Origin of the sequence: uncultured Brevundimonas sp., from assembly GCF_937863155.1 — a bacterium.
Taxonomy (GTDB): domain Bacteria; phylum Pseudomonadota; class Alphaproteobacteria; order Caulobacterales; family Caulobacteraceae; genus Brevundimonas.
In genome coordinates this window covers 55,090-79,429 of record NZ_CALMFB010000062.1, presented here as the reverse complement: position 1 = coordinate 79,429, position 24,340 = coordinate 55,090, and the positions used below count along the sequence as shown (strand labels likewise).

The 24,340-nt window shown below is 63.3% G+C and carries 16 protein-coding genes; 8 read left to right on the top strand and 8 right to left on the bottom strand.

The genetic code is table 11. The features are described from left to right. The first annotated feature begins 68 nt into the window (after positions 1–68). From Q0581_RS10025 to Q0581_RS10005, 5 genes are all read left to right on the top strand, one after another. Positions 69–2,228 carry a recombinase family protein gene (locus Q0581_RS10025; protein WP_298699884.1) on the top strand — a complete coding sequence of 720 codons (2,160 nt, stop codon included), beginning with the start codon at positions 69–71 and terminating at the stop codon, positions 2,226–2,228. Continuing rightward, positions 2,225–2,665 (top strand): hypothetical protein, encoded by a 441-nt coding sequence (locus Q0581_RS10020; RefSeq protein ID WP_298699882.1) that lies wholly within the window; start codon positions 2,225–2,227, stop codon positions 2,663–2,665. The genes Q0581_RS10025 and Q0581_RS10020 overlap by 4 nt, the downstream gene beginning before the upstream one ends. Positions 2,666–2,775: 110 nt before the next feature. Beyond that, positions 2,776–5,610 (top strand): DNA methyltransferase, encoded by a 2,835-nt coding sequence (locus Q0581_RS10015; protein ID WP_298699880.1) that lies wholly within the window; start codon positions 2,776–2,778, stop codon positions 5,608–5,610. A gap of 3 nt (positions 5,611–5,613) precedes the next feature. Beyond that, entirely contained in the window at positions 5,614–7,680 is a 2,067-nt protein-coding gene (locus tag Q0581_RS10010) for a DEAD/DEAH box helicase (RefSeq protein ID WP_298699878.1), read from the top strand. Next, positions 7,673–8,875, top strand: a complete 1,203-nt coding sequence (locus Q0581_RS10005) for a GIY-YIG nuclease family protein (protein ID WP_298699876.1) — start codon at positions 7,673–7,675, stop codon at positions 8,873–8,875. Before Q0581_RS10010 ends, Q0581_RS10005 begins: the two co-directional genes overlap by 8 nt. A 168-nt stretch (positions 8,876–9,043) precedes the next feature. Here Q0581_RS10005 and Q0581_RS10000 read toward each other — a convergent pair whose 3' ends face one another. Beyond that, on the bottom strand, positions 9,044–10,267 hold the full coding sequence (locus Q0581_RS10000) for a hypothetical protein (RefSeq protein ID WP_298699875.1): 1,224 nt from the start codon (positions 10,265–10,267) through the stop codon (positions 9,044–9,046). 312 nt (positions 10,268–10,579) lie between these two features. Here Q0581_RS10000 and Q0581_RS09995 point away from each other — a divergent pair, with 312 nt between their 5' ends. Further along, positions 10,580–11,662 carry a hypothetical protein gene (locus Q0581_RS09995; RefSeq protein WP_298699873.1) on the top strand — a complete coding sequence of 361 codons (1,083 nt, stop codon included), beginning with the start codon at positions 10,580–10,582 and terminating at the stop codon, positions 11,660–11,662. Positions 11,663–11,837: 175 nt separating this feature from the next. Here Q0581_RS09995 and Q0581_RS09990 read toward each other — a convergent pair whose 3' ends face one another. Then, on the bottom strand, positions 11,838–15,335 hold the full coding sequence (locus Q0581_RS09990; protein WP_298699872.1) for a DEAD/DEAH box helicase: 3,498 nt from the start codon (positions 15,333–15,335) through the stop codon (positions 11,838–11,840). Beyond that, positions 15,319–16,092: a Hachiman antiphage defense system protein HamA gene (locus Q0581_RS09985; protein WP_298699870.1), complete on the bottom strand. Its 774-nt coding sequence runs from the start codon at positions 16,090–16,092 to the stop codon at positions 15,319–15,321. The genes Q0581_RS09990 and Q0581_RS09985 overlap by 17 nt, the downstream gene beginning before the upstream one ends. Before the next feature lie 165 nt (positions 16,093–16,257). Between Q0581_RS09985 and Q0581_RS09980 the strand changes: the two genes are divergently transcribed. Together Q0581_RS09980 and Q0581_RS09975 are read left to right on the top strand one after the other, a co-directional pair. After that, positions 16,258–17,577 (top strand): DUF4365 domain-containing protein, encoded by a 1,320-nt coding sequence (locus Q0581_RS09980; RefSeq protein ID WP_298699868.1) that lies wholly within the window; start codon positions 16,258–16,260, stop codon positions 17,575–17,577. Continuing rightward, positions 17,574–19,028, top strand: a complete 1,455-nt coding sequence (locus Q0581_RS09975) for a hypothetical protein (RefSeq protein WP_298699866.1) — start codon at positions 17,574–17,576, stop codon at positions 19,026–19,028. Before Q0581_RS09980 ends, Q0581_RS09975 begins: the two co-directional genes overlap by 4 nt. Before the next feature lie 376 nt (positions 19,029–19,404). Here Q0581_RS09975 and Q0581_RS09970 read toward each other — a convergent pair whose 3' ends face one another. The 5 genes from Q0581_RS09970 to Q0581_RS09950 form a co-directional block, all read right to left on the bottom strand. Continuing rightward, on the bottom strand, positions 19,405–20,694 hold the full coding sequence (locus tag Q0581_RS09970; RefSeq protein ID WP_298699864.1) for a hypothetical protein: 1,290 nt from the start codon (positions 20,692–20,694) through the stop codon (positions 19,405–19,407). Between the two features lie 139 nt (positions 20,695–20,833). After that, the gene (locus tag Q0581_RS09965; protein ID WP_298699862.1) at positions 20,834–21,460 is read right to left on the bottom strand and encodes an ABC-type transport auxiliary lipoprotein family protein; all 627 of its coding nucleotides are present in this window, start codon (positions 21,458–21,460) and stop codon (positions 20,834–20,836) included. Beyond that, on the bottom strand, positions 21,457–22,395 hold the full coding sequence (locus Q0581_RS09960) for an MlaD family protein (RefSeq protein WP_298699860.1): 939 nt from the start codon (positions 22,393–22,395) through the stop codon (positions 21,457–21,459). Before Q0581_RS09960 ends, Q0581_RS09965 begins: the two co-directional genes overlap by 4 nt. Positions 22,396–22,405: 10 nt before the next feature. Further along, the gene (locus tag Q0581_RS09955; protein WP_298699859.1) at positions 22,406–23,170 is read right to left on the bottom strand and encodes an ABC transporter ATP-binding protein; all 765 of its coding nucleotides are present in this window, start codon (positions 23,168–23,170) and stop codon (positions 22,406–22,408) included. A 17-nt stretch (positions 23,171–23,187) separates the two neighbouring features. Further along, positions 23,188–24,309, bottom strand: a complete 1,122-nt coding sequence (locus Q0581_RS09950; RefSeq protein ID WP_298699858.1) for an ABC transporter permease — start codon at positions 24,307–24,309, stop codon at positions 23,188–23,190. Positions 24,310–24,340: the final 31 nt, after the last annotated feature.

Below are 24,340 nucleotides of genomic sequence, written 5' to 3'. Positions count from 1 at the left end.
CTGCTTCTGCCTCTAGTTCTGAGCCTGGCGCGCCTGGCCGCTCAACGGGACACGCGGGGTCGCGCCTGATGGCCATGTTCAACAGCCCCCTCCCGCCCAAGGGCGCGCGCGCCATTCTGCTCGCCCGTTTTTCGGACAATCATCAGAACCCGCTGTCGGCCGACGATCAGCTCGATGTGCTTCGCGCCGATTGCGAGCGATATGGCTGGGAGATCGTCGGTGAGTTCAAGGATGAGGCCAAGTCTGGCCGCACCGTCGCCAACCGCACGGGATACATCGAAGCTCTCGCAGCGGTCGAAGCCGGTCTGGCGGACGTGCTGTGCGTCTTCCACCTCGACCGCCTCGGTCGCAATGCCCGGGAGCTCCATGACGCCAACAACCGGCTGAGGGACAACGCCGCCGTCATCTTCACGCATGACCGGGGCGTCATGAGCCGCTTCGAGTTCGCGATGTACGCGGAGATGGCGCAGATGGAGAGCGAGCGGATCGGCGAGCGGACGACGCGTGGCCGGCTCGCCGCGGCCGCGCGTGGCAAGATCATGGGGGACATACCCTACGGCTATCGGGCGGTCACCGATCTCGATGCGGATGGCAAACCGATCCTGAACAGTCGAGGCCAGCAGCAGCGGCGGATTGAGATCCACCCCGAACACGCCGCTATTGTCCTCCGAGCCAACCTGGACTTTGAAGCCGGGAAGAGTCCCAACCAGATCGCGATCGCGTTGACCGCTGAAGGCGTGCCGACGCCGGAAGGCGGACGCGTTTGGCATCCCAACACGATCGCCGGCGTCAGTCGGTCAATGTCTGGCTTGCTCCGCAATCCCATGTACGTGGGAAAGATCATCCACGGAAAGGTCAAGACCGAGCTGAACGAACGAACAGGGAAGGTCGCGAAGCGGCGTGCCCCCGTCGCGGATCGCATCGAGCACGACATGCCGTGGCTGCGGATTGTCCCCCAGGAGGTTTGGGACGCCAATCAAGCGAAGCTTGCTCTTCGGCCTCCCTCCAAGCTCGTCGACCGCAGGCGTCCCACCTACCTTCTAAGTGGTCTGGTGAAATGCGGCGTTTGCGGTGGCTCTTACGTGCAGGTCGCGATGAGGATGGGCTGCACGGCGCACAAGCTGAAAGCCTGCTCCAATGGTCGACGGGTGCGCCGCGAAGATCTGGAGCGGGTGGTTCTGGATGGCCTGACCCAGCGTTTGGCGGAAACGACGGTCATGACCTGGTTCATCCCCGAGTACCTTCGTGAGCGAGGGGCGGCCGCTGGTGAAGCGGACGAGCGCCACGCGCGCGCGGTCAAGCGCGCAGCTGAAGTGGAGCGAGAAATCGACAACGTCATGCGGCAGATCAGAAGCGGCGCGAAGGGTATCGCCGCCGAGATGCTCAACGACGATCTCGAAACCCTTGGAGCCGAAAGGCAGCGGCTAAAGCGTGAGGTTTCGGCTGGACCCCGGCAACCGGCCGGTTCGCTTACCGCGGACTCGGTCGTCGAGCGTATGACCGACCTGTTCGAGCATCTCGGAGACGCTCTTCAAGGCGACGAACGCGATGCCACCAGAGCCAGAGACGTCCTCCGCGGCCTGATCACCGCTGTGTACGTGACGCCCTACGACGTCAGCGGCAAACGACCGGACGGCCGAGGAACGGGCGCCGTGAGGGTGCAGATCGAGGGCGAGATCAGCCGACTGATCGACCGGGCCATGCTTGATCGGAAGATCATGCATGGGCGCGGTGCCGAGGACATGCATGATCTTCCGATCGCCTCGTTCCGCTTCTACGTCGATCTGGATCGCACCCTTTCGCCTGGACAGGAAGGGCTTTGGAGCGATGCCGCGCTGATCAGCCGGATGCTCGACGACGCGGAGTGGCCGATCCTCTTCCAGGAGATGGTCGTCGCCATGAATGATCGCTCTCGCCCACCTACGGCAACCGAGGCCGAGATCGACGAGACGCGGGCTCGCATCGCGCTTGCTCAGTTCAAGCGTACCGGTTGGGCTCGCGCGGTCCGGCTGGGAGGCACTCATGGGTGGGTTTGGAAGGACCGCGGCATGACCGACGACCAATGGCGCGCCCGCTATGACGCTCGGACAGAGTTCGGCACCTCTCCTGTCATCATCCGGCTCTCGGCCCCCGAGGCGGGAATGATGGAATTCGGCGTCCTCGCACCCTTCGAACCCTCGGATCCGATCAAGCCGCACCAGCACCAGAGCTCGCAGGAGACCTCATGAGCCTCAGAAACCAGTCGCAGCCGTCGGCTGCGCGCTCCTTCCTCATTGGCCCTTTCGCCGCCATGCTCCGGGCGACTAGCTTTGCCGAAGGCTCCGATTTGCCCGATCGCTTGTTCGCGAGCCTCCTGACCCAAGCCCCCGGCACAGGCCGGCACGGCTATGTTGAGAGCCCACGTACCGCCGGCGAACGTCGACCGGTTCGTTGGAGCCGCGTCGACTCCCGAATGCTTGTCATTCCCCATGCGTTCGGTTTCGTCATTCCGGGAAGCGGACTGGTCGAAGAACTCGCGCTCTTCGACGGCGACGGCCGGATGATGTTCCATGGGCCCCTCAGGAGCCAGCGGCAGGCCCTCGAACGGCCGGAGCGCTTTGAATTTCCCGAGGGGAGCGTGCGTCTGATGCACGCGCGGCCCGCAGCGCCGCAGATTCAGGCGTAGCCCATCGCCACGCGGTGACGTCGCTTGGCAAAGCTGACGGCTGTTCATTTCGATCCAGACCCGACGAGTTCACTTGTTTAATGTGGGCTGCCTAACGATCGAGAATCGCATTGAACGCCGTCGAAATTGCTGAAGCTGTATCGGAACTCGCCCGCCAGCCGTTCGACGCGGATGAGTTCCCATACGCCCTTCTCCGGGCGTTCGGACGCAAGGACGTCGAGCTAAAGCGCCTCCGCAAGAACAACACATCCGACGTGGCCGGCGGTGTCCTGCGGCGTGACAGCATCCATATGGCGGTGACAGCGCCGGGTGAAGCAGGTGCCGCTCTCCAAGCGCTTCGCGGGAGCCCAAAGTCGGCCGCCAATCGGGTGAAGTTCCTGCTCGCCACCGACGGCGAGGAGGTGCAGGCCGAAGAAGCCGCCACCGGCGACTATCGCAGCTTCCCGTTGGCCGAGTTGGACCGCCATTTCGGCTTCTTCCTGCCCTTGGCCGGCATCTCGGCGGTGCGTCAGATCAAGGACAACCCGATCGATGTTCGGGCTGTCGGGCGCCTGAACAAGCTGTACCTCGAACTCCTGCGTGAAAACCCCGAGTGGGAGGAAGAGGCGAAGCGGCCCGAGCTCAATCGACTGATGGCGCGGTTGGTCTTCTGCTTCTTTGCCGAGGACACGGGCATCTTCATGGGAGACACCCTGTTCACAAACACGGTGCGGCAGTTCAGTGAGGATCGCAGCGGCGTGACCAACACCGACCAGGTGTTGGCCCAGATGTTCTTGGCGATGGCCACGCCGACCCAGCACGATGGCAAGCCGGACGCCCGCTATCGCCAGGCCGCCGGGGTGAAGGGCTATGCCGACGCCCTGCCCTATGTGAACGGTGGCCTGTTCAGCGACGCGGGCGAGGTTCCCCGCTTTACCCGCGCAGCCCGCAACTACCTGCTGCACGCCGGCGAGCTCGACTGGAAGGAGATCAACCCGGACATCTTCGGCTCGATGATCCAGGCGGTCGCCGACGACGCCGAGCGTGGCTCATTGGGCATGCACTACACCAGCGTGCCCAACATCCTGAAGGTGCTGAATCCGCTGTTCCTGGACAGCCTGAATGAGGCCTTGGCCGAGGCCGGCGACAGCGTGCGCAAGCTACGCGCCCTGCGCCGACGCATCGGCCGCATCCGGGTCTTTGATCCCGCCTGTGGTTCCGGCAACTTCCTGGTCATCGCCTATCGCCAGATGCGTGACATCGAGCACGAGATCATCAAGCGTACGGGCGATGATCCGAAGTCAGTGATCCCACTAACCAATTTCTACGGCATCGAGATTAAGGGCTTCGCGGCTGAGATCGCTCGCTTGGCGCTACTGATTGCCGAGTTCCAGGCCGACGCACGGCTGATCAGCCAGCAGGCCGCGCGCTCTATGGTGCTGCCGCTACATCAAACAGGCCTGATAGCGGTGGGCAACGCGTTGCGCATGGATTGGCTGGAAGTGTGTCCGCCGGCAGTGCCTGCAAGGGAGGAGCCGAACCTAGGCGGTCCCACAAACCGGTTTACGCTTGAGGCGGATGGCGTCGCCGAGGCCGATGACCTGGAGACGTATATTTGCGGCAACCCACCTTATGCTGGCTTAAGCTCTCAAACCGAGCTTCAGAAAGAAGACCTCCGCATCAATTTCGAAGCTGATACTCCTTACTGGAAATCCTTTGATTATGTCGCAGGGTGGCTCCGGCGCGCTTCAATTTTCATGGAGACCGTTAATACAACAGCCGCTTTCGTGGCGACAAATTCAATCTGCCAAGGCCAACAAGTGCCGATGTTTTGGCCGCTGATCTTAAATCAAAGTCGGAAGATTTGCTTCGCCCACACATCTTTTGGCTGGTCCAATCTCGCTGCACAGAATGCTGGCGTCACGGTGATCATAGTCGGGCTGAGCCGCACCGACGATAAGCCTGCACGCCTCTTTGAAGAAGGGCCGAGCGTTAGGACAGTTGCTAATATCGGTCCTTACCTCGTACCGGGACCAAACATATGGGTCACCCCCCAAGCAAAGGTACCGGACGAACGCGCTGCTTTAGTATGGGGATGTAAACCCGTCGATGATGGAAACTTGATACTTAGCAAAGACGAGGCACGTAGCCTCATCGATCAGGAAGGATTTTCTGTCGAGAACTTTATAAGGCCGCTTTACGGGTCATCTGAGTTCATAGATGGCAGTCCAAGATACTGCATCTGGGTAAACGATAGGGACTTGCCGAAAGCACTTTGCTTTAAATCGTTGAGACAAAGGTTTGAGCGCGTTAAAGTATTTCGAGAAAACTCGAAGGCCGCCGAGACCCGTCCGGCCGCAGAATTTCCTCACCGGTTCCGCCAAATACAAGGCTATCCGGGCTCGAACGCTATTGTAGTTCCAATTCACTCAAGTGAAAGAAGGCCCTACCTGCCCATCGGTCCCGTACGCGAGGGGTCGATTGTAACCAATGCGGCCTTTGCGATGTACGACGCAGCGCTATGGAATCTTTCATTGTTGACGTCTCGTATCCATGTCGTTTGGATATCGGCGATATGCGGTAAGATCAAAACTGACTATCGCTATTCCAACACGCTTGGCTGGAATACTTTTCCCATTCCGCAACTCACCGTTCAGGACAAAGCCGATCTAACCCGCTGTGCGGAAGACATTCTGCTGGCACGGGAGACGCACTTCCCGGCCACTATGGCCGACATGTACGACCCTAAGCGAATGGATGAAGACTTCCCCGACCTACGCCGGGCCCACGAGCGCAACGACGACACGCTGGAGCGCATCTATGTCGGCCGACGGTTTCGAAACGACACCGAGCGATTGGAGCATCTGTTCGCGCTGTACACCCGGATGACCGCTTCTGACGCGTCGCCGACTAAGAAGAGCACCAAATCAGCGCGCAAAGCGCCCTCACCTGAGAAAGTCGCCTGATCCATGCCCAACGGTGAACGCGTCTCCGCCGTCTCCGTCACCACCGCCGCCAGTGGCGCGTCAACCACGCCAAATGAGCTGGGCATGCGCGCCATGCAGCAGAAGGTCTGGGCCCATCGCGGCGCACAGTATCTGTTGATCAAATCACCGCCGGCGTCCGGCAAATCGCGCGCTCTAATGTTCGTGGCTTTGGACAAGCTGACCAATCAGGGCGTGAAGCAGGCGATTGTGGTGGTGCCCGAGCGTTCGATCGGCGGCAGCTTCGCAGACGAGGCTCTGAGCCTTCACGGATTCTGGGCGGACTGGACCGTTCGCCCGCGCTGGAACCTATGTAACGTGCCGGGCGCCGACGACGCGCCGGTCGCCAAGTCCAAGGTCAAGGCGGTCGCTGAGTTCCTGGACAGCGAAGACAAGGTTCTGGTCTGCACCCACGCCACCTTCCGCTTCGCCTTCGACGAACTGGGCGCTGAGGCCTTCGATCAGAGGCTGGTGGCCATCGACGAGTTCCATCACGTCAGCGCCAATCCCGACAATCGGCTGGGCGGCCAACTCGCCGAACTGATCGCCCGCGACCAGGCCCACGTCGTCGCCATGACTGGCTCCTACTTCCGTGGCGACGCCGTGGCGGTGATGGCGCCGGGCGACGAGGCCAAGTTCGAGACCGTTACCTACACCTACTACGAACAGCTCAACGGGTATCAGCACCTTAAGACGCTGGACGTCGGTTACTACTTCTATTCCGGCCCCTATCTCGACGACATCATGAAGGTGCTGGATCCCGACAAGAAGACGATCGTCCACATCCCGAACGTCAACGCCCGGGAAAGCACCAAGATCGGCAAGACATCCGAGGCCAACGCCATCATGGATGCGCTGGGCACGTGGGACGGCGAAGACGAAATCACGGGGTTTCACCGCATCATCCGCCCCGACGGCCGCGTGCTGAAGGTGGCGGACCTCGTCGATGATGACGCCGTGAAGCGGGATCGCATCGTCTCGGCGCTGAAGGACCCGACCCAACGCAACAATCGCGACCACGTCGACATCATCATCGCACTGGGGATGGCCAAGGAGGGCTTCGATTGGATCTGGTGCGAGCACGCCTTGACCGTTGGCTACCGCTCCTCGCTAACCGAGATCATCCAGATCATCGGCCGGGCGACCCGCGACGCCCCCGGCAAGCCGCGCGCCATGTTCACCAACCTGATTGCCGAGCCCGACGCCAGCCAGGAGGCGGTGCTTGAGGCGATCAACGACACGCTGAAGGCGATCGCCTGCAGCCTTCTGATGGAGCAGGTCCTGGCGCCGCGCTTCGACTTCACGCCAAAGAACGAGACATCGAAGGCCAAAGACGGGTTCGACTACGGCGAGGGTGGCTACCAGGAAGGCCGGATCAACGTCGGTGTCAGCGAAGACGGCAGCCGCTTTCACATGGAGATCGCGGGCCTGGTAGAGCCGAAGAGCCCCGAGGCATCGCGAATCTGCCGCGAAGACTTGAACGAAGTGATCGCCGCTTTCGTACAGGACAAACGGACAGCCGAGCGCGGGCTTTTCGACGAAGAGGCGGCGCCGCAGGAGCTGACCCAGGAACGCATGGGCAAGATCGTGCGGGACAAGTATCCCGACCTGACGGCCGAGGACGTGGAGGCCGTGCGCCAGCATGCGATCGCGGCCCTGAACGTCACTCAGGAAATCAAGCGACGCCTCACGGACGATGATGGCGAGCCCCGTTCGAACACCGCCTTCATTGATGGCGCGCGACGCTATGCGCTGGAGGTGAAGACCCTCGACATCGACATGATCGATCGCGTGAACCCGTTTTCAGTGGCTTATTCCGTCCTGTCCAAGGCGCTGAACGAAGGCACATTGAGGCAGGTGAAAGCTGCCGTGGAAGCACGCAAAGCGACCTTCACCGAGGAAGAGGCGCGCGATCTCACCCGTCGTGCAGTGCAGTTCCAGCGTGAACGGGGCCGCGCGCCCGACATCGCCGCTGCCGACGCCTGGGAGCAACGCATGGCTCAAGGCGTAGCCGCCTTCGCTCGCATGAAGGCGCAGGCTGCCCGTGGCTGATCGACCGATCATCGAGCAGACCGATGAGGAAATGCTGGCAGAGCTCGGTGCCCTGACCGAGGCGAAGGCCGCGCGCACCTATACCGCCGAGGAAGAGCGGGTGATCGCCGGTTTCGAGGACATCCTGAAGTTCGTTTCAGAACATGGCCATGCTCCACTTCACGGCGAAGACCGTGACATCTTTGAGCGGCTATACGCCGTTCGCCTTGATCGGCTGCGCGAGCAGACGGGGTTTCACGATCTGCTGGCCCCAATGGATGAGCACGGACTGCTGTCCGCGCGAGAGGATGAGTCTGGCGCGTTGCAGGACCTAGACGACGATGCGCTTCTGGCCGAGCTCGGTCTAGGCGGCGAAGATCCGGCCGACATCACCACGCTTCGACATGTAGCCCCCCGCAACACGATCAACGCAGCGGATGAGGTCGCTAGCCGCGCACCGTGTCCGGACTTCGCCGACTACAAGCCGCTGTTCGACCAGGTGCGCGAAGAGCTCCGGACTGGCGTTCGGCAAGCGAGGAAGTTTGTGCGGGACGCCTCGATCAAGCAGGGCGAGTTCTTCATCCTCGGCGGACAACTGGCCTATGTCGCGCTTGTCCCGGAAGAGCTTGAAACGGAACACGGTCACCCAAATGGGCGTCTGCGCGTCATCTTTGACAACGCCACGCAAAGCGAAACCTTGTTGCGGTCGTTCCAGCGCGCTCTCTACAAGCCCGAGTTGGACGGCCGCCGTATTTCGGACCCCGAGCTAGGACCGCTGTTCGGCTCGGAGCCCGAAGATGGCGACGTTGATAGTGGCACCATCTACGTCTTGCGTAGTCACTCCGACCACCCCTTCATAGCGGCGCATCGAGAGGTGATCCACAAGATCGGAGTCACCGGAGGACGGGTCGAAGCCAGGATCGCAGGCGCTTCGACCGACCCGACTTACTTGATGGCGGCCGTCGAAGTTGTTGCGACTTACAAACTCGCCGGCATCGACGGGAAGCGCCTCGAAGCGATCTTTCATAGGGTCTTCGCCGCATCCCGGCTCGACCTCGCCATTCCCGACCGCTTCGGCGGATCAGCGCGCCCAAGGGAGTGGTTCTTAGCGCCGTTGCCGGTGATCGACGAAGTCGTTTCCCGGATACGAGATGGGTCGATTACTGAGCTTGTTTATGACCCGACCACTGCGTCACTCTCCAAGCCAACGGACTAGGCGCAAGGATGGTGATTGGCTCGCCTGCATGTTGGCGGTGGGGCCTACAAAGAGGTCCGCCTTGTGAGCATCGTGTCTTTCTTCAAGCTCCGACTGGAGCAACGGCCATAGGTCGGCCTAACCGGGTGGCTTGCCGGCGCCCAACGCGCACTCGGGGCGGGAAGGCCGTTACATCCAGCGATGGCCACCGGAGTCCCGGTCGTCATCGTCGCCGAACAGACCTTCGCGCCTGAACCGCGCTTCCAGGCCATCGGCCGACAAGCCCGCGGACCTGCGCTCCACCTCGGCGTCCGCCCACGCAAGGAAGGCCGCGACCCTCCGGTCCGGTTCAGACGTTTGCTCCGACCGAAGGCCGGTCATCAGTCGGCGCATTCGGTCGAGACTATCCATGTCGGCCAAGATGGCGTCCAGGGCGCCCCGGCGACGCTCATCGACCCGGGCGGCGCGAGCCGCCTGTTCGCGTCTCGCCTGTTCCTCTTGGTAGTCTCGCTTCCATGCCTCCTGCCGAAGCCGCTCTTCCGTCTTTGCGATTGCCAGGACAGCCAGACCGACCGCGATGTCCGCGACCATCGATTCGAGGGTCTGGGTCTTGCCATCCCTAAAGGCCCGACGGGGGCCCGTGCGGGCACGGGTCCAGACCTGTTCCAGTTCCAGTCCCAGCTTGCCGCTCGGCGCATAGTCCCACTCTGGAAACACCGGCCGATCATCGACCAGGAAGGACCACGAGTTTCGCCGCCGTGACTCCTCACGTTTCTTCGTCCAGGCAGCCTCCCTCGCCTTCTCGGCATCGGTCTTGACGTGCGGAGTCCGATCAAGCGCTTCGCTTATCGACACCGTGACCGTTTCCGTAGTGGAGCGGAACCGGACTCCGCCTTCCGCAGTCTCGAGGTCGAACCCCTGGACGGCGGCGGCGCTCAAAAGGGCCGGCAGGAAATCGGCGAGTCGATCGATCGACGCGGGCGAGATGGTGCAACGGATGTGGTCGCCGCCCTCGGTCGCGACCAGCCCTTGGGCCGATGGCCTGGCTTTGCGCAACGCCGCTAGGGTACGGCCGATGGCCGGATGCATTGCCGCAGCCGAACTGACGGTTCCCGAGGAAGCCAGGACCCGGGCATTCTCGCGCGCGCCCGCCAGCGCGACGTCTGTCGCGGTGAGGTCAGCACCCGCGATGACGATTTCCGCCTCGTCTTGGGCGTCGGGTAGGGGCGTGCGTCGAACCGCCTTGCCGGCCGCCTGCTTGGCCCACCAGCCCACCGGCGGCGTAGGAATCCCGTGCTTGCGGCAGATCTTATGAAGCGCCACGTCCGACATCGCGAACTCTTTGGCGAGTTGGGTCGTGGGTTTGGACCAGACCAGGTCGTGAAAGGCCTGTCGTGTAAAGCGTCTCGCCATTTGGGCTCCACGAATGGGAGGGCTGCGCAGGAGGCCGGGGCTGGTAATCTGCTGACCCAGATCGCGCGGCGCCCACCATGAGACAGGGGGCGGCTCAGACCAAGGGCTTCCCCTAAAACCGCGCGGCATGCGCAGGTCGGGGCAACAACGGACTTTCAGATCAGCGCCGAAGAGCAGACTCTGATGCCGACCGCACCCACCCTCAGAGTCAACGCCGGTCGGTTTGATTTGACCAACCGCGGTCCTGCGTCTCGGCCGCGCTTTACAACAGCTTGGCTGGGCGACAAGCTTGACTATTGATCGGACTGGCCAGTGACTCTGCAATCCCGATATTACGAGTTCGAACGACTTCTCGTGCGCATCCTCCAGCAGGAAGGCTACGAGGTTCTACACGGCGTTCGCTCTGAGGGAGTACCATACGAGGTCGATATCCTCGCGACCCTTCGAGACGTCGTTATACCGATCGAGGTGAAGCTGACTATGCGTAGAGCCGGCCTCGCTATGCTTCGACAGTGGGGCCCGCAGGCGGCGCTGCGAGAAAGGTTCGCCAAGGGTGCCCGCCCGGTCCTCGCGCTCGGTACCCGCGTCGATCCTGCACATAGGGCGTGGGCTGAGACGGAGTACAACATTACGATTTGGGACGCGGACGCCCTGCGTGACCGCGCCGGAAATCTTGCGCAGGAGCTTGAGTCCTTTCTGTCCCAGGCGTCGGAGAGACCTGGGCCCCTTGGCATGGATCCAGCCGAGGTCGAGCGCCAACTCAGGACCCTCGGCTACATCGTCGATCCCGAACCGGCTTCCGACCCCGACCCCGAGCCTGCACTTCCGTTCGGCGAGGCCCTGATCGAGCGTCTAAGAGGCACCCCCTCCGGGAAGGCCCATGCCAAGACCTATGAAGGGGTATGCCGTGACATCATCGCATATGTCTTCAAGCAGGATTTGCTGGACGGCCGTAGCCAGAAGCGAACAACCGACTCCATCAATGTCTATGACCTGATATACCGGGTCGCGCCGCACAATGCCTTCTGGTCGACGCTGACGCGCGACTTCCGGGCGCGGGTCGTGATGTTCGAATGCAAAAACTATACGCACCCCCTAAAGGCGATGCAGATCTTCACGACTGAGAGATATCTCAGTGCCAACGTCCTTCGACCAGTCTGCTTCATCCTTACCCGCAAAAAACCTCACCCGCACGCGGTGGAGGCGGCGTTCGGTGCCATGCGAGATTCCCAGAAGCTTCTGGTGGTTCTCTCGGACGACGATCTGGTCTCAATGATCCGGGCCAAGGACGCTCAGCTGGCTCTGGGCGGCACAACGGCGGATCGCCTGCAGAATGATCCTACCGAAATCCTCGACCAGCGGATCTATGATTTCATCGCCGGAATCCCACGCTAACGGTGCGGTTCTACTGCCTAAAGGCAGGCAGTAGGTTTGGCGGCGATCTGTCAGGCTTGGCTTTGGGCAATATCGCGGATGCGCCAGAAGCGGACCTCAACTTTACGCCTATAGGCGGACATTCGAGGCGCGGGATGCCTAGGGCAATTGTGCCCTCATCCCCAGCTGGAAAGCCTCATATCAACACGGCGTGCAGATCGGTTGGTCCAAGATACGCGAGATCGACGCCGCCCTTGGCCGCCGTGACCCTTAACAAGCCGCTGCGCTGGTCATTGATGTTGCCGAACAGCGTGCCGACCCTGCGGTGAGCCGCGTCAAGGACGACGTCTCCCGTGCCCTTGGCGATCCGCAACGCCGTGCCATCTGCCGGCGGCTCATTGGACCAGACGACGCTACCGTGGTGGTCTTCGCGGCTCCAGGTGTCGATGCGTTCAGGCCGCAGACCGTCCAAGAACTCATTCCAGAGTTCATGGCTCTCAGGGGTCGGCCAGTTCACATCGGTGCCGAGCTGGGTGATGAGGGCTGTGCGAGTCCAGGCGCGCAGCTCGGTCAGATTGTCGAACCTTCCTGCGCCCTGGGCGACCGCGATCTGCGCCCCGGAGCGAGAGGCAAATCCGGCTTGGATCAGGAAGATGACGTTGCGATCAAGCACGCCGGTCTCGGCGGCGCCGGAAGCCAGTCCCAGTTCGAAGTCGTCGAGTTCCAACCCTTCCGCAGTCTGGTACCCACGCGCCAGTCCATGCACCCGCACCGCCTCCAATGCCCACGGCAGGCGGTATAGAAAGGCGTCCTCGATGAACTGCAGAAGGCTGCTGTCTCCGGCGACGAACTCGTTCATCGGTCGACCTTCGAGCCAAGCGCGCAACAGCTGTGGCCAGTTGTCTGCGAGATCGTTCGGCGTGAAGGGCGAAATCTCGAAGGCGATCTGAGCAAACGCCGTCAGGGCTTCGATAGCAAGATCAGGTTCTTGGATGCTGATGGCCCCGTTCGCCTGCAGCAGAAGATCGATCAACTCATCGGACCTCGCGTCGAGCAACTGCCCCGTCGTAAAGCCTACGCCGGCAAGGAAGTATCCGCGCCGCTGAGCTGACGTGGTTCGGGCCCAGATGAAGTGGGCCCGCTGCACTAAGGCACTACGGAATATCGCCTGCAGGCGCTCGTTTCGCCGGCCGGCGCGTCTTGACCAGAGCGAACTGGCCAACGCGCTATCAAGCGCCGCTTCCAAGTCGGCGTCAGTAACTTCTTCTTCCCCCAGCAGGCTGAGCAGAGCGGTGTCGAGGGATGCCATGTGGGACGCCCAAGTCCGTGACTCCAAAGCGGTCTCAGCGGGCGTCTCGCCAGGAACGGCCTCGAAGTCCCATTGAGGCATGCCAGTTACGTAGTCGAGCAGGGCTTGCATATCTGTGGTGCCAAGCTTGCGCTGCATTCGCAGCAGAAGCGCGATCACCAACCGCAGCAACCCGCTTTCCATCTCCTGACCAGCGGTCGAGTTGATCAGCGACAGCCAGTCCGCCCGGCGCCCCGCATGACGGTCGAACATCGGATAGAGGACTAGCCCCTGGACATCGACGAAGGCCCGGCCCGCACGACCGACGATGTTGCGGAAATCATGGGCTTGGATGAGGTTCTGGTCCCGGTGAAGATTGTGGAACACCAGAGCCGTTGCCGCCAGGTTTAGACCTTGGGCCAGCGTCGGAGACGACACCGTCACCTTGAGAACGCCATCGCGGAGCAATGCTTCGATCTCCCGCCGGTAGGGTGTGGGCAAGGCTCCGTGGTGGACGGCTACGCCTAGGCGCAGGCACTGAAGCAAGACGTGATCTTCGCCGAGCCATTCCGCGCCGATGGCGAGAGCCTTGGATAACCGCGGCTCGTCATCTTGGATCAATGCGCTCAGCAGCCCGCGAGCGTGCAGATCGACGATCGCCGTTGCGTAGGGCTCCACTGAGACCCGGCGAGGGCAATAGATCAGAACCGTCTGGCCGTCTTCGACCAAACGCCACGTCGTTGCGAGAACCAATTCGCGTTGGTCTCTGGGGAACGGGGCCTTGCGCCGGCCAAGCGGGGGAACCCGGGACGTCAGGAAGCGCGGTATGAAGGGCGTCTCGTCTCCCAGCGAGATGTTGAGCTTGGCCCCGGCTCCGCTCCACTCAACTTCGCCGAAGCGCAGCCGCGTCGGGCGCCAGTTTTTCTGGATCAGTCCGTTTTCGCTGTCATTGGACAGCCAGGCGACGAAATCATGAAGCTTGTCGCCGTCGGGCAAGACCGCCGATAGGCAGACGATGCGCCGCTGAGCGGCGTCCTGTCGGCGAAGCAACCTCTGGATCTGGGCCTCATAACGGACCTCCCGTTCGCCCAGGCCGATCATGTGGCCCTCATCCAGAATGATCAGGCCCACGTCGTCCAGAAGCGACGGATCATTGCGAAGAGCGAAGTCGAGTTTTTCGGGCGTGGCGACCACGATGTCGCGGTCCGACAACAATCCCTTGTCGGCGCCGCTGACCCCTATGCTGCCATAGAGACCCGATACGGTCTTCCCGAGCGGTCTGAATGTGCGGTTCAACGACACCTCGGTTTGGGCCGACAAGGCGCGAAGCGGGGTGATGAACATCACGCGCTTACCCGCAGCCAGGCACGCCAAGATGCACAGTTCGCCAATGCGTGTCTTGCCCGCGCTGGTCGGCAGCGAGACGACTAGGTTTTCGCTAGTCTCGATCGCTTGGGACGCCGCACCGATCTGTGACGGCCACAGGTCGATCTCAGCCCTGGAGCGATTGTGCAAGGATGCAATGAATACCTCTCGCAGGTTTGCCCAGTCGCCCATTCCAGCCGGGCTGTCCTTGGGCAACACCTCATGGAAGCTGCACTCCCAGAGCTCCCTGAACAGATGGCGGCCCAGACGATGCGCCCACCATTGCGGAACGAGATTCAGGGCGGCGGCGTCTTCGAGCCCCTCGTCGAACTGAGCAATGGCCCCACTCAACAACTCCGGGTCACCACGCTCGAACGACAATAGAGCTGTGCTCACGGCGGACATGAAATCCTGGGTGAGCGCGATGTTGGCGACATCGACGACCGTGTCGACGGCCTCTGGACCTCCGTCCTGCCAAGCTTCTTCCGGCAGGGCGCCACGCAGCAGCGCAGCAAGATGTGCATCCGACGCGTCCGCCCGCGTCGCCCAGTCCGTCGCCACGGCCTCAAGACGGTCAAGCTTGCGCAGCATCAGCAAGGTCAGGGCCCGTTCGACCGGTGCCAGATTGCCGGGCTCGCCGTCATCCGTGTTGAACGGCGACAGGAGCGAGAAGGCCCGAGCTGAAAAGCGTCCGATATGATAGGCCGCCGCCGCCATCACACGGTGGAAGGCCTGATCCGATCCGTCGCTGCCGTTGGTGATGACGGCCTCGATCGCTTCGGCCGCCGCAGCGCAGGCATTTCGCGCCAGCTCCGCGTCGCTGTCGCTTTCCAGGAGCCTCAGGCCTTGGGTGAGCAAGCTGTAGCCGTAGGCGAGAAGATCGTAGCTGAGGCCGTTGGCGAAGCGTGGCCCATCCTCAGGCATGACGCCTTCACGCCAGATCATGGCGCGGGCCTGCCCTCGCGCGAGCAGTTGGTTTCGGAAACCCTGCTCGGTGGCGCGGGTAACGGAGGCAGTGATCGCTTCAAGACTGGCGGGCATTTGCGATCACCGTGTCGAAGACGTTCTGGATGAAGTTCTGATGTGTGGGGACGTGGAAGTTGACAGCGATCTGGCTGACCGTGCCTGCGTAGTTTTGCAGATCCGTGGTCAGCAGCCCTCCAGCGGCATTTCCGGTGAAGGTGAAAATCAAGTGCTCGACTTGATCAAGATCGATCGTCCGGTCGAGCGTGGCTTCATCGATCAGGTCGCAGATTTCTTCGCGGCCCGCGGACAGATACTTCTCGGACAGAAACAGCAGGGCGTGCGGGGTTGGCCGTTCCTCCGCACCCGCCAACGCGGCGCGCGCGGCCGTGATGGTCGCCGCAGCTATGTTCGCCGCACTCTTGGCCTCACCTTTCAGGAAGTAGGCGCGGCCGTCGTCACCCTCTGCAATACCGATCAGGTCGTCGCCCCGCATCGCCATGTTGCGGTGATCTTTCCACTGCAGGCGAAAAACCCCGATCTCATAATCGGTGAGCTCGTTGACGTACGCGACGCCGAGGATCTCGCCCAGATCGCCTGACCGAATCTGCTTGGTGGTCGGTAGCCGTTCTTCCACGAGAGCAGCAGCTTGGGGCTTCCCCTGTCGACGCAGCACGCGTGCGAGATGATGGGCGGCAACATAGTGTTCAGGCAGCGCCTCGGCGACGAGATCGACGCCGTTATCCACCTGCCCGGGCTTTACCGTGATCTGATGCAGTGCGTGAGCGCCGACCGCGCTGGTTGCCACGTCGCACCACGTTTTGATGTTCGCCACGTCCCCCCCAACTTAAGCGGATCATCTTTTTAGTTTTCGCCACCTTAGGTCGAAGGCGGCCCGGCGTCGACAGATCCGAGCATGAAGCTGATCCGTGATCGCCAAGACTCGCCAGAGCTTTGAAATCAAGCTATTCATGTTCATGAATCGTTCTGGGCCACCGCGATGTCGAAGACCATCACGTCGAACCAACTACTGGGAGAAATCGGCGAAGCTGCGGTCCGTCTGCGCTTCCTGACGATGGGATTTCAATTCGACACCCGCTCGCGACTGGAGGCGGGCGTTGATGGCATCGCCGAAGTCATGGACAGCGGTAGGCCTCTCGCCCGCATGATTGCCGTGCAGGTGAAGGCCACCGAGTCGTCGCGGTACGCGACGGAAGACGAGACCAGCTTTACCTATTTGCTTCGGCCTGAGGATCTCGCCTACTGGCGAGGTTCAAATCTGCCCGTGGTCATAGTCCTCTACCGGCGGTCCGACGAGAGCTTCTATTGGAAGGCGGTCGGCGATCCGCTCCAGGAAGAACGACGTCTGCGTTTCGATAAACATCAGGATCGCCTCGAAGCTGAAGCGATCGACCGCCTGGCCGCGCTCACCGTGCCCAAGGCCGGCTTCGGCTACTACGTCCCTCCGCTTGGCGGCGGCGAAGAGGCTTTGGTCAACATCCTTCCGCTGACCCTACCGACGGAGATGTATGTCGCATCGACGCCCTATACGGCCAAACGCGCGGCGGCGATCCTCTTGGACGCGGAGGAACCGGCGCGGTTCGACTGGGCGGTCAAGGGCGGAACCTTCTGGTCGTTTGCCGATCCGCGCGAGACCGTCTGCCGCCACATCGTCGACTTGGACCAGGTCGATGCGATCGAGACTAACCTGCTAGCTTTTCACGAGGATCGCGACGAGCAGAACAACTTTGCCTTCCTGCTGCGGGCGGCTTTGGATCACCAGGTCCGCGCTGACCTCGCGTGGAACAAGGAACGCAAACTCTTCTATTTCCGCGCCCCGGCGCCCAACACACCGCGCACCTTCTTCTACGACGCGTCAAAGAAGAAGGCGGCGGCGGAGGTGGTCAATGTGGCCGTGGCCAAGGCCGACAAGGACAAGGTCGCCTTTGTCCGTCACCACGCGTTCGTGCCGCGCTTCGAGCGCCTCTTCGACCAATGGTACCTAGTCGTGAATCCGACCTACTTCTTCACCAGCAACGGCTTCGCCCCCCACCCCTATCCCGCGGCTCTGCTGGCGGGGAAGAAACGCCTCGACAACAGCGCGTCTCTGCGGGGTCAGGTCGTCATGTGGCATCGGTTCTTGAGCCAGAATGACCGGGTTGAACGCAGTCTCTTCAACGAAGAACCCGGCGAGCCACGGCTTGTTTTCGGCGAACCGCCGACAGTCGCCCTTCCTACGCGGGTGCCGGAGGATGCCTGGACTGCCCCGAAGAAGGGCGCGGCTGAGGAGGATGACCCGCAGGAGCGGCTGTTCGGATGAAGTTCGAGACCAAGATTTTTGACGAGCCCCACTTGGAGTTCGGCGACAAACATCACCACCCTGACCCACGCCTAGGTCTGTTCGAGGCCGGACCGCTTCAGACTCCGGTGGGGGACGTCGTCAAGATCGCGGTTGTCGGGAGCGCAAAGACTGTCGAGGATGCCCGGCAGTTTTTCGCCGAGGCCGCCGCAGGGTTCGCCGGCAAGGGGGAGAAACACCCGAACTTGCATCCCGACTTTCCGGGCCTCGGCAACCAGAACCCGTTCAGGTGCAAGTTCGAGATCGCTGAGAGCGCGACCGCAGCCCTCTCCCAGTCGCGAATCGACAAGATCCGAAAGGAAGTCCGCCACGACCGGGCCGTGGAGATGGCGGTCGATGAAATCGTCCAGGAGCTCCGGACCTTGGATGAGGGCAGTCATCGGCCGGATGTGGCGATCGTCGCTCTTCCGATTGGCCTCATCGAACGGGTCTGGAACGCTAAGGTCGATGGAGGCGGCACGACCGAGAAGGAAGACAGCGGCGGTTCCGACGCCCCTGACTTCCGCGGTATGCTGAAGGCCAAGGCGATGGACCTGACCTTCCCGGTTCAGATCGTCTGGGAGGACGTCTTCGATGAAGGCGCGACAATCCCCCGCAAGATCAAGGAGAGCAGCGCGCGGAAGATCCAGGATCGCGCAAGTCGCACCTGGAACCTGCTCACTACCCTCTATTACAAGGGCACCGGCCGCATTCCTTGGCGGAAAATGCCCCAAGATGGCGAGTTCGCCGCCTGCTACATTGGCGTTAGCTTCTACCGGGACCGAGGCGGCCAACAGTTGTTCACCAGCGCGGCCCAGATGTTCGACGAACGCGGCCGCGGCTTTATCCTCAAGGGCAAGCGTGCGCAGACGGAAAGCCGGGGCCGCCACCCCTACATGGCGCAAGACGACGCTCGCCAACTGATCGCAGATGCACTCGCCGCTTACAGAAATCACCACAAGCACTATCCGGCCCGAGTGATTGTCTTGAAGACCTCCCAGTTTCGGGAGGAGGAAGCTCAAGGCATTTTCGAAGCTCTGGACGAGACGGGTGCCGAACTGCGCGACCTGGTCTGGGTTCAAGAGTCGTACTCAGTGAAGGTGCTCAGAGATGGCAACTACCCCGTAATGCGGGGGACCTTTGTGGAACTCGACGGAAAGGGACTGCTCTACACCAATGGCAGCATTCCCTATTACGGTACCTATCCGGGCACGTACGATCCCCGGCCGCTGCTATTGTGCCCTCATTCTGGCAGCGACAGCACAATCGCCCAGATCGCCGCCGAAGTGCTGGCGCTGACGAAGATCAACTGGAACTCTACCCAGATGAATCAGAAGCTGCCAATCCCGATCCGGGCGGCGCGCGCGGTCGGCGAAGTACTCAAGTATGTGACTAGCGAAAAGGTCAGTTCGGACTACGCGCGATACATCTGAGGGGCTTCAGTGCAGGCCTGAGAGCAAGCGCTTCTCACGTCGCAGGTTCGACCCGGCCAGACCGGGCGATGCTGGCGTTTCGCGCCTGAAGCGGATGCTCCGAACGGCCGCAATGACTCAAGCGCGGCGGTTGCTGCCAAGATGTTGGACCAGTTCATACTATGGCAAATCTTGACAGACGGCTCATGCGGATGTGCCGGCAATCGCCAGAAGCAGGCCTTGCACAAAAACTTGTGCAAAACTTGTGCAAAATATTGCGCGCGTGAACAGCTATGTTATTGTTTTTCCTGCGCTCATAGACTTGACAAAGGTGACCCTACATCACCCACCATCGGCCTTTCATGACATCAGACGGGATCGACGGAACGCTGCGGCGTCAATCCAGCGGCAGGCGTGCGATCTGCGCCGCGGGCGGCGAACCGTTGGGAAGGCCGCCGTCATCGTCATAGGCGCCCAGTTGGCTGACCGAGACGAACAACAGGTCCGCGCCATCCAGTGAACCGCCCGCCGGATCGGTCATGGCGTCCAGATTGGCCCCCAGAACGCGCGCGCCGGTCACGGCCGTCTGGTCCGACGAAAGCGTCAGTTCCAGCACGCGCTTGGGGGCCGTGCCGTTCTGCACCACGATCAGGCGGTCCCCCCGCCGCAGAACCGCATCCATCCCGATCAGCGACACATGAGGCGGCGCCGGCATCATGGTCGCCTGCCAGGTCGACAGATCGATGCGGTGCAGGCCCGAGCCGTAGTCGGCGACGATCAGACCCTCGCCATCGGCGCTGAGCGCCAGGCCCTGTGGCGAACCGAAGACGCCGGTCGGGATCAGTATTTCCAGCGCCTCTGCGCCGGGACGCAGCCGCCAGATGTCGCCCGCCAGGGAATCGGACACATAGACTGTTCCATCCGGCCCGACCGCCACGTCGCCCAGGCTGCGCCGAGCGGCGGCGGGGGGACGATAGCGGGCCAGAAGGCGACCATCGGCCAGGTCGATCTTCAGCAGTTCCGTCTGCCCGCGCAACGGATCGGCGGCATCCGGCGTGGCGGCCCCCAGACCGGCCGACGCCGCCCACAGCAGGCCGCGCTCGGCATCCAACGCCAGCCCCAGAACGCCCGCGACCGGCGCATCGGCCGACAGCCACGGCGATGCGGCGCCCTGGGCGTCGATCTGCAGAATGGTGCGTCCGGCGATGGCCGACACCAGAAGCCGGTCGCGCGCGGCGTCGCGCACGACATTCTCGATCGCCAGGGGTTGATCCAGCGTCGCCACGGGGGTCAGGGCGCCCACCGGCGCCCGATTGGCCGCCAGCCGCTGGGCCACCGTCGACCATTCCGGCAGGGCGATCATGCCGGCGTTCAGCGGGTCGCGGGTCGGATCGGCGGTAAGGCCCAGATCGGCGTAACGACGCCACTGCTCCAGGGCGTCCTGCGGCTTGCCGTCAGCCGCCGCGATACGCGCCCTCAGGCCGATCAGACCCGGATGGTTGGGCACGATGGCGTCGGCTTCCGCCAGTCGTGCGGCGGCGGTGCTCAGATCGTCGGCCTGCGCCGCGGCGATGCCGGCGGCCCGAACCTGACGAAACCGCAGGGCGGGGGACATCTCCTGGGACCAGGCCAGCGCCGGGGCCAACAGACCCAGACAGGCGACCGCCGACGCCATGAAACGGACCATGCAGAACCTCCCCCATGGACGACGAACGCCAGGCGTCATTGCGCCGCGAACGGAATCATTCGGCCGCCAACCTGAAAGGTTTTAGCGGTAAGATTGATCAGGATAAAGCGGCCCTCAACCCGCGCCGGCGGGTCGGCGTTCAGCGCACCGAGGCGTCGGTCCAGGCGACAACCTGGGTGTTCAGGTCGCGCACGGCGATGTCGAAGGCCTGGACGATGGCGCCGACGCGATTGGCCGTGGCGGGTTGCTCGACCGTGAAAGCCCGTTCGGCCGCCACTTCGCGACGGGGCGCGGACAACAGGCGCGCCCGCACCGACACCACCACCGTGGGCGCCGCGCCCGGCGCCGAATAACGGGCCTCGAACGCGCGCACGTCCAGGGCCAGGCTGTGCGTCGCCGGCGCCGCCTCGCGGAAGCCCGTCAGCCGCACCCGCGACGACTGGGCCGCGAAGGCGCCCTCCAGGCTTTCGGTATAGAGATCGCGCGCATCCGATATCCAGCGCGCGCCGGCGATATAGGCGGTCTCGACGCCGGTGACGCCCAGGATGCGGTCGCCCTCGGTCGCCTGCGGGAACTCGACCCGGCGCAGGGTGACGGCGATGGGCGCGGCGGCCGCCGGCTCGGCCGTCGCCATCGGCTGGCCGCCGAAGCGATAGGTCTGGACCGGATCGGGCGTCGACAGCAGCGCACACCCCGTCAGCGCCAGGGCGCCGGCGACAATGGCGCCCAGGCGGACAGCCGTCTTGATGGCCACGGAACGGTTCACGGCTGGACCTCCATTTCACGCACCGGCGCACGGCCGATGAAGTCGCGCGGGCTGGACCGCACCTCGTCGATCAGGCCTTCCAGCGACCGGGTCGCGCCTTCCAGGCCCTGGATGGCGTTCTGAAGCTGGGGCAGCCCCGTGCCGGCGAAATCGCCGACGGGGCCTTCCAGGCTGCCGGTCATGCGGTTGATCGTGGCCACCGCCTGCTGGGCGTCTTCGGCGGCCTTGTTGATGTTGGCGATGGCGCGACGGCCGTCGCCCTCGACCAGTTGGCGTGCGCTGGCGCCCAGGCGCTCATATTCGGCCACGGCCGAGTTGGCGCGGGTCAGGGCCTGTTCCAGCTGTTCCAGCATGCCCTTGCGGGCCTCGAACTCGGTGGTGATGGCCTCGACGTTCTTCAGGCTGGTGGAGAAGCTGCGGATATTGTCGTCGCTCAGCACCCGGTTGATGCGGTTCAGGGCGTCGACCGTCTGGGCCAGCACCGTCCCCGATCCGCTGAGCAATTCGGCGATGGGCGACGGCTGGCTCTGGATCACCGGCACGACGTTTTCGGGATACTGGGTCTTCAACAGGGCGCTTTCGGGCGCGCCGGCGGTGATCTGGATATAGTTCAGACCGGTGATGCCCTGCGGCTCCAGCTGGGCGCGCGAGGTGACCCGCACCGGCGTCTTGGCGTCCAGCCGCACCCGCGCGATGACGCGATCACCCTTGTTCGGGTCCAGGTTCAGGTCGGTGACCTCGCCCACGCGGATGCCGTTGAAATGCACCTCGCCGCCTTCCGACAGGCCGCGCACGGGGCCGTAGAAGACGATGTCATAGACGTCGAAGTCGTTGTTGAACTGAAGCCGGGCCAGCCAGATGCTGAACACGGCCAGCGCCGCCAGAAGGGCGACGGTGGCGATGCCGACGGCGGCGTAATGGGCGTCTCTTTCCATCGTCGTGTCCTTAGGCCGCCTTGGTCGCGGCGCGGCCACGCGGGCCAAGGAAGTATTCCTGAATCCAAGGGTGGTCCGAGCGTTCCAGTTCCCGAACCGTCGCCTTGGCGATCACCTGTCTGTCGGCCAGAACCGCCACCTTGTCGCAGATGGCGTACAGGCTATCGAGATCGTGGGTGATCATGAAGACGGTCAGGCCCAGGTCGTCGGCCAGCTGACGGATCAGATCGTCGAAGGCCGCCGCGCCGATGGGGTCCAGGCCGGCGGTCGGTTCGTCCAGGAACAGCAGTTCGGGGTCCAGCGCCAGGGCGCGGGCCAGACCCACCCGCTTGCGCATCCCGCCCGACAGTTCGGCCGGCTTCAGATAGTGGGATTCCGGCTTCAGCCCGACCATGGCGATCTTCATCTCGGCCAGCTCGCGGATCATGTCGCGCGGCAAGGACGTGTGCTCCACCAGGGGCGAGGCCACATTCTCCAGCACCGTCAGAGACGAGAACAGCGCCCCCTGCTGGAACAGCACGCCTGTTCGGCGTTCGATATCGGCGGCCTGGTCCTTGGTCAGGTCGGCGCGGTCGTGGCCGAAGACGCGGATGGTCCCGCCCTCGGGCTCCTTCAGGCCGATGATGGAGTTCAACAGCACCGTCTTGCCGGTGCCCGAGCCGCCGACGACGCCCAGAACCTCTCCGCGCTGGACGTCCAGGTCCAGGTCCTGATGGATCACGCGGTCGCCGAACTGGCTCAACAAGCCACGCACCTCGATCAGATTTTCAGGCAAGGTCTCTGGCGCCGCGCTCACAGGTTCAGCTCCAGGAAGATCATGGCGAAGACGGCGTCCAGGAAGATAATGGCGAAGATCGCCTGGACCACCGCCGCCGTCACCCGGCTGCCCAGGCTTTCGACGTCCCCGGCCACGGCCAGGCCCTGACGACAGCCGATGGCCGCCACCACGATGGCGAAGACCGGCGCCTTCAGCATGCCGACCAGCAGGTGGACGTCCATCTTGGGATCTTCGATCACCCGCTGGATGAAGAAGGACGGGCCGTAGTTCAGCTCGCTCCACGTCACCAGCATGCCGCCCAGCAGACCGGACAGTATGCCCACGAAGGTCAATAGCGGCAGCATCACCAGCATGGCCGCCAGGCGCGGGATGACCAGGGCCTGGAACGGATTGACCCCCATCACCTGCATGGCGTCGACTTCCTGGTTCATGCGCATCGAACCGATCTCGGCGGCGAACGAACTGGCCGACCGCCCCGCCAGCAGAACCGAGGTGATGACCACCGCGAACTCCCGCAGCACCGACACGGCCACCAGCTGCACCGTGAACACCCCCGCCCCGAACTGGGTCAGCAGATTGGCCCCCAGGAAGGCGATGACGGCGCCGATGAAGAAGTTAGTCGTGGCGATGATGGGGATGGCGTCCAGCCCCGCACGTTCGGCCTGGCTGAACCAGGCGGGCCAGCGGATTCGGCCGGGATGCTTCAGCGCCGAGCCCGTCGCCACGATCAGCCGGCCCAGGAAGGCCAGCGACAGCATCATCTCGCCGATGATGTCATAGACGCCCCGCCCCACCTTGGCGAAGGCGCGGGTGAAGGCGTCGGAACGTCGCGGCGGGGTTCCGCTTTCGCGCTCCAGCGTCTCGACCATGGCGTACAGTCGCCCTGCCTCGGGCCGGGCGGCCCAGGCGTCGGCGGGCAGGCCGTCCCTGCCCCCGGCCAGAAACAACGCCAGGGCGCCGGAGGTGTCGAACCGCCCCATATCGGTCAGGTCGATGCCGGTGATGCGCCGTCCCGCCAGGGCGCGATCCAGCCGCTGGGCCCGCCGGTCCATGCCGGCCGTGGTCCAGTCGCCGGTCAGGCGCAGGCTTGCGCCGCCGTCGTCACGCTCGGCGATGTCGAAATCGGCCGTCTGCATCATCCCCTACAATAGCCCAGCCGCGTCCGGC

Excerpts from the sequence above, each read along its gene's own strand:
- Q0581_RS09960 (WP_298699860.1), bottom strand. The coding sequence starts at position 22,395 with ATGGAAAGAGACGCCCATTACGCCGCCGTCGGCATCGCCACCGTCGCC.
- Q0581_RS09970 (WP_298699864.1), bottom strand. The coding sequence starts at position 20,694 with ATGGTCCGTTTCATGGCGTCGGCGGTCGCCTGTCTGGGTCTGTTGGCC.
- Q0581_RS09975 (WP_298699866.1), top strand. The coding sequence starts at position 17,574 with ATGAAGTTCGAGACCAAGATTTTTGACGAGCCCCACTTGGAGTTCGGC.
- Q0581_RS09980 (WP_298699868.1), top strand. The coding sequence starts at position 16,258 with ATGTCGAAGACCATCACGTCGAACCAACTACTGGGAGAAATCGGCGAA.
- Q0581_RS10000 (WP_298699875.1), bottom strand. The coding sequence starts at position 10,267 with ATGGCGAGACGCTTTACACGACAGGCCTTTCACGACCTGGTCTGGTCC.
- Q0581_RS10020 (WP_298699882.1), top strand. The coding sequence starts at position 2,225 with ATGAGCCTCAGAAACCAGTCGCAGCCGTCGGCTGCGCGCTCCTTCCTC.
- Q0581_RS09950 (WP_298699858.1), bottom strand. The coding sequence starts at position 24,309 with ATGCAGACGGCCGATTTCGACATCGCCGAGCGTGACGACGGCGGCGCA.
- Q0581_RS10010 (WP_298699878.1), top strand. The coding sequence starts at position 5,614 with ATGCCCAACGGTGAACGCGTCTCCGCCGTCTCCGTCACCACCGCCGCC.
- Q0581_RS10025 (WP_298699884.1), top strand. The coding sequence starts at position 69 with ATGGCCATGTTCAACAGCCCCCTCCCGCCCAAGGGCGCGCGCGCCATT.
- Q0581_RS09990 (WP_298699872.1), bottom strand. The coding sequence starts at position 15,335 with ATGCCCGCCAGTCTTGAAGCGATCACTGCCTCCGTTACCCGCGCCACC.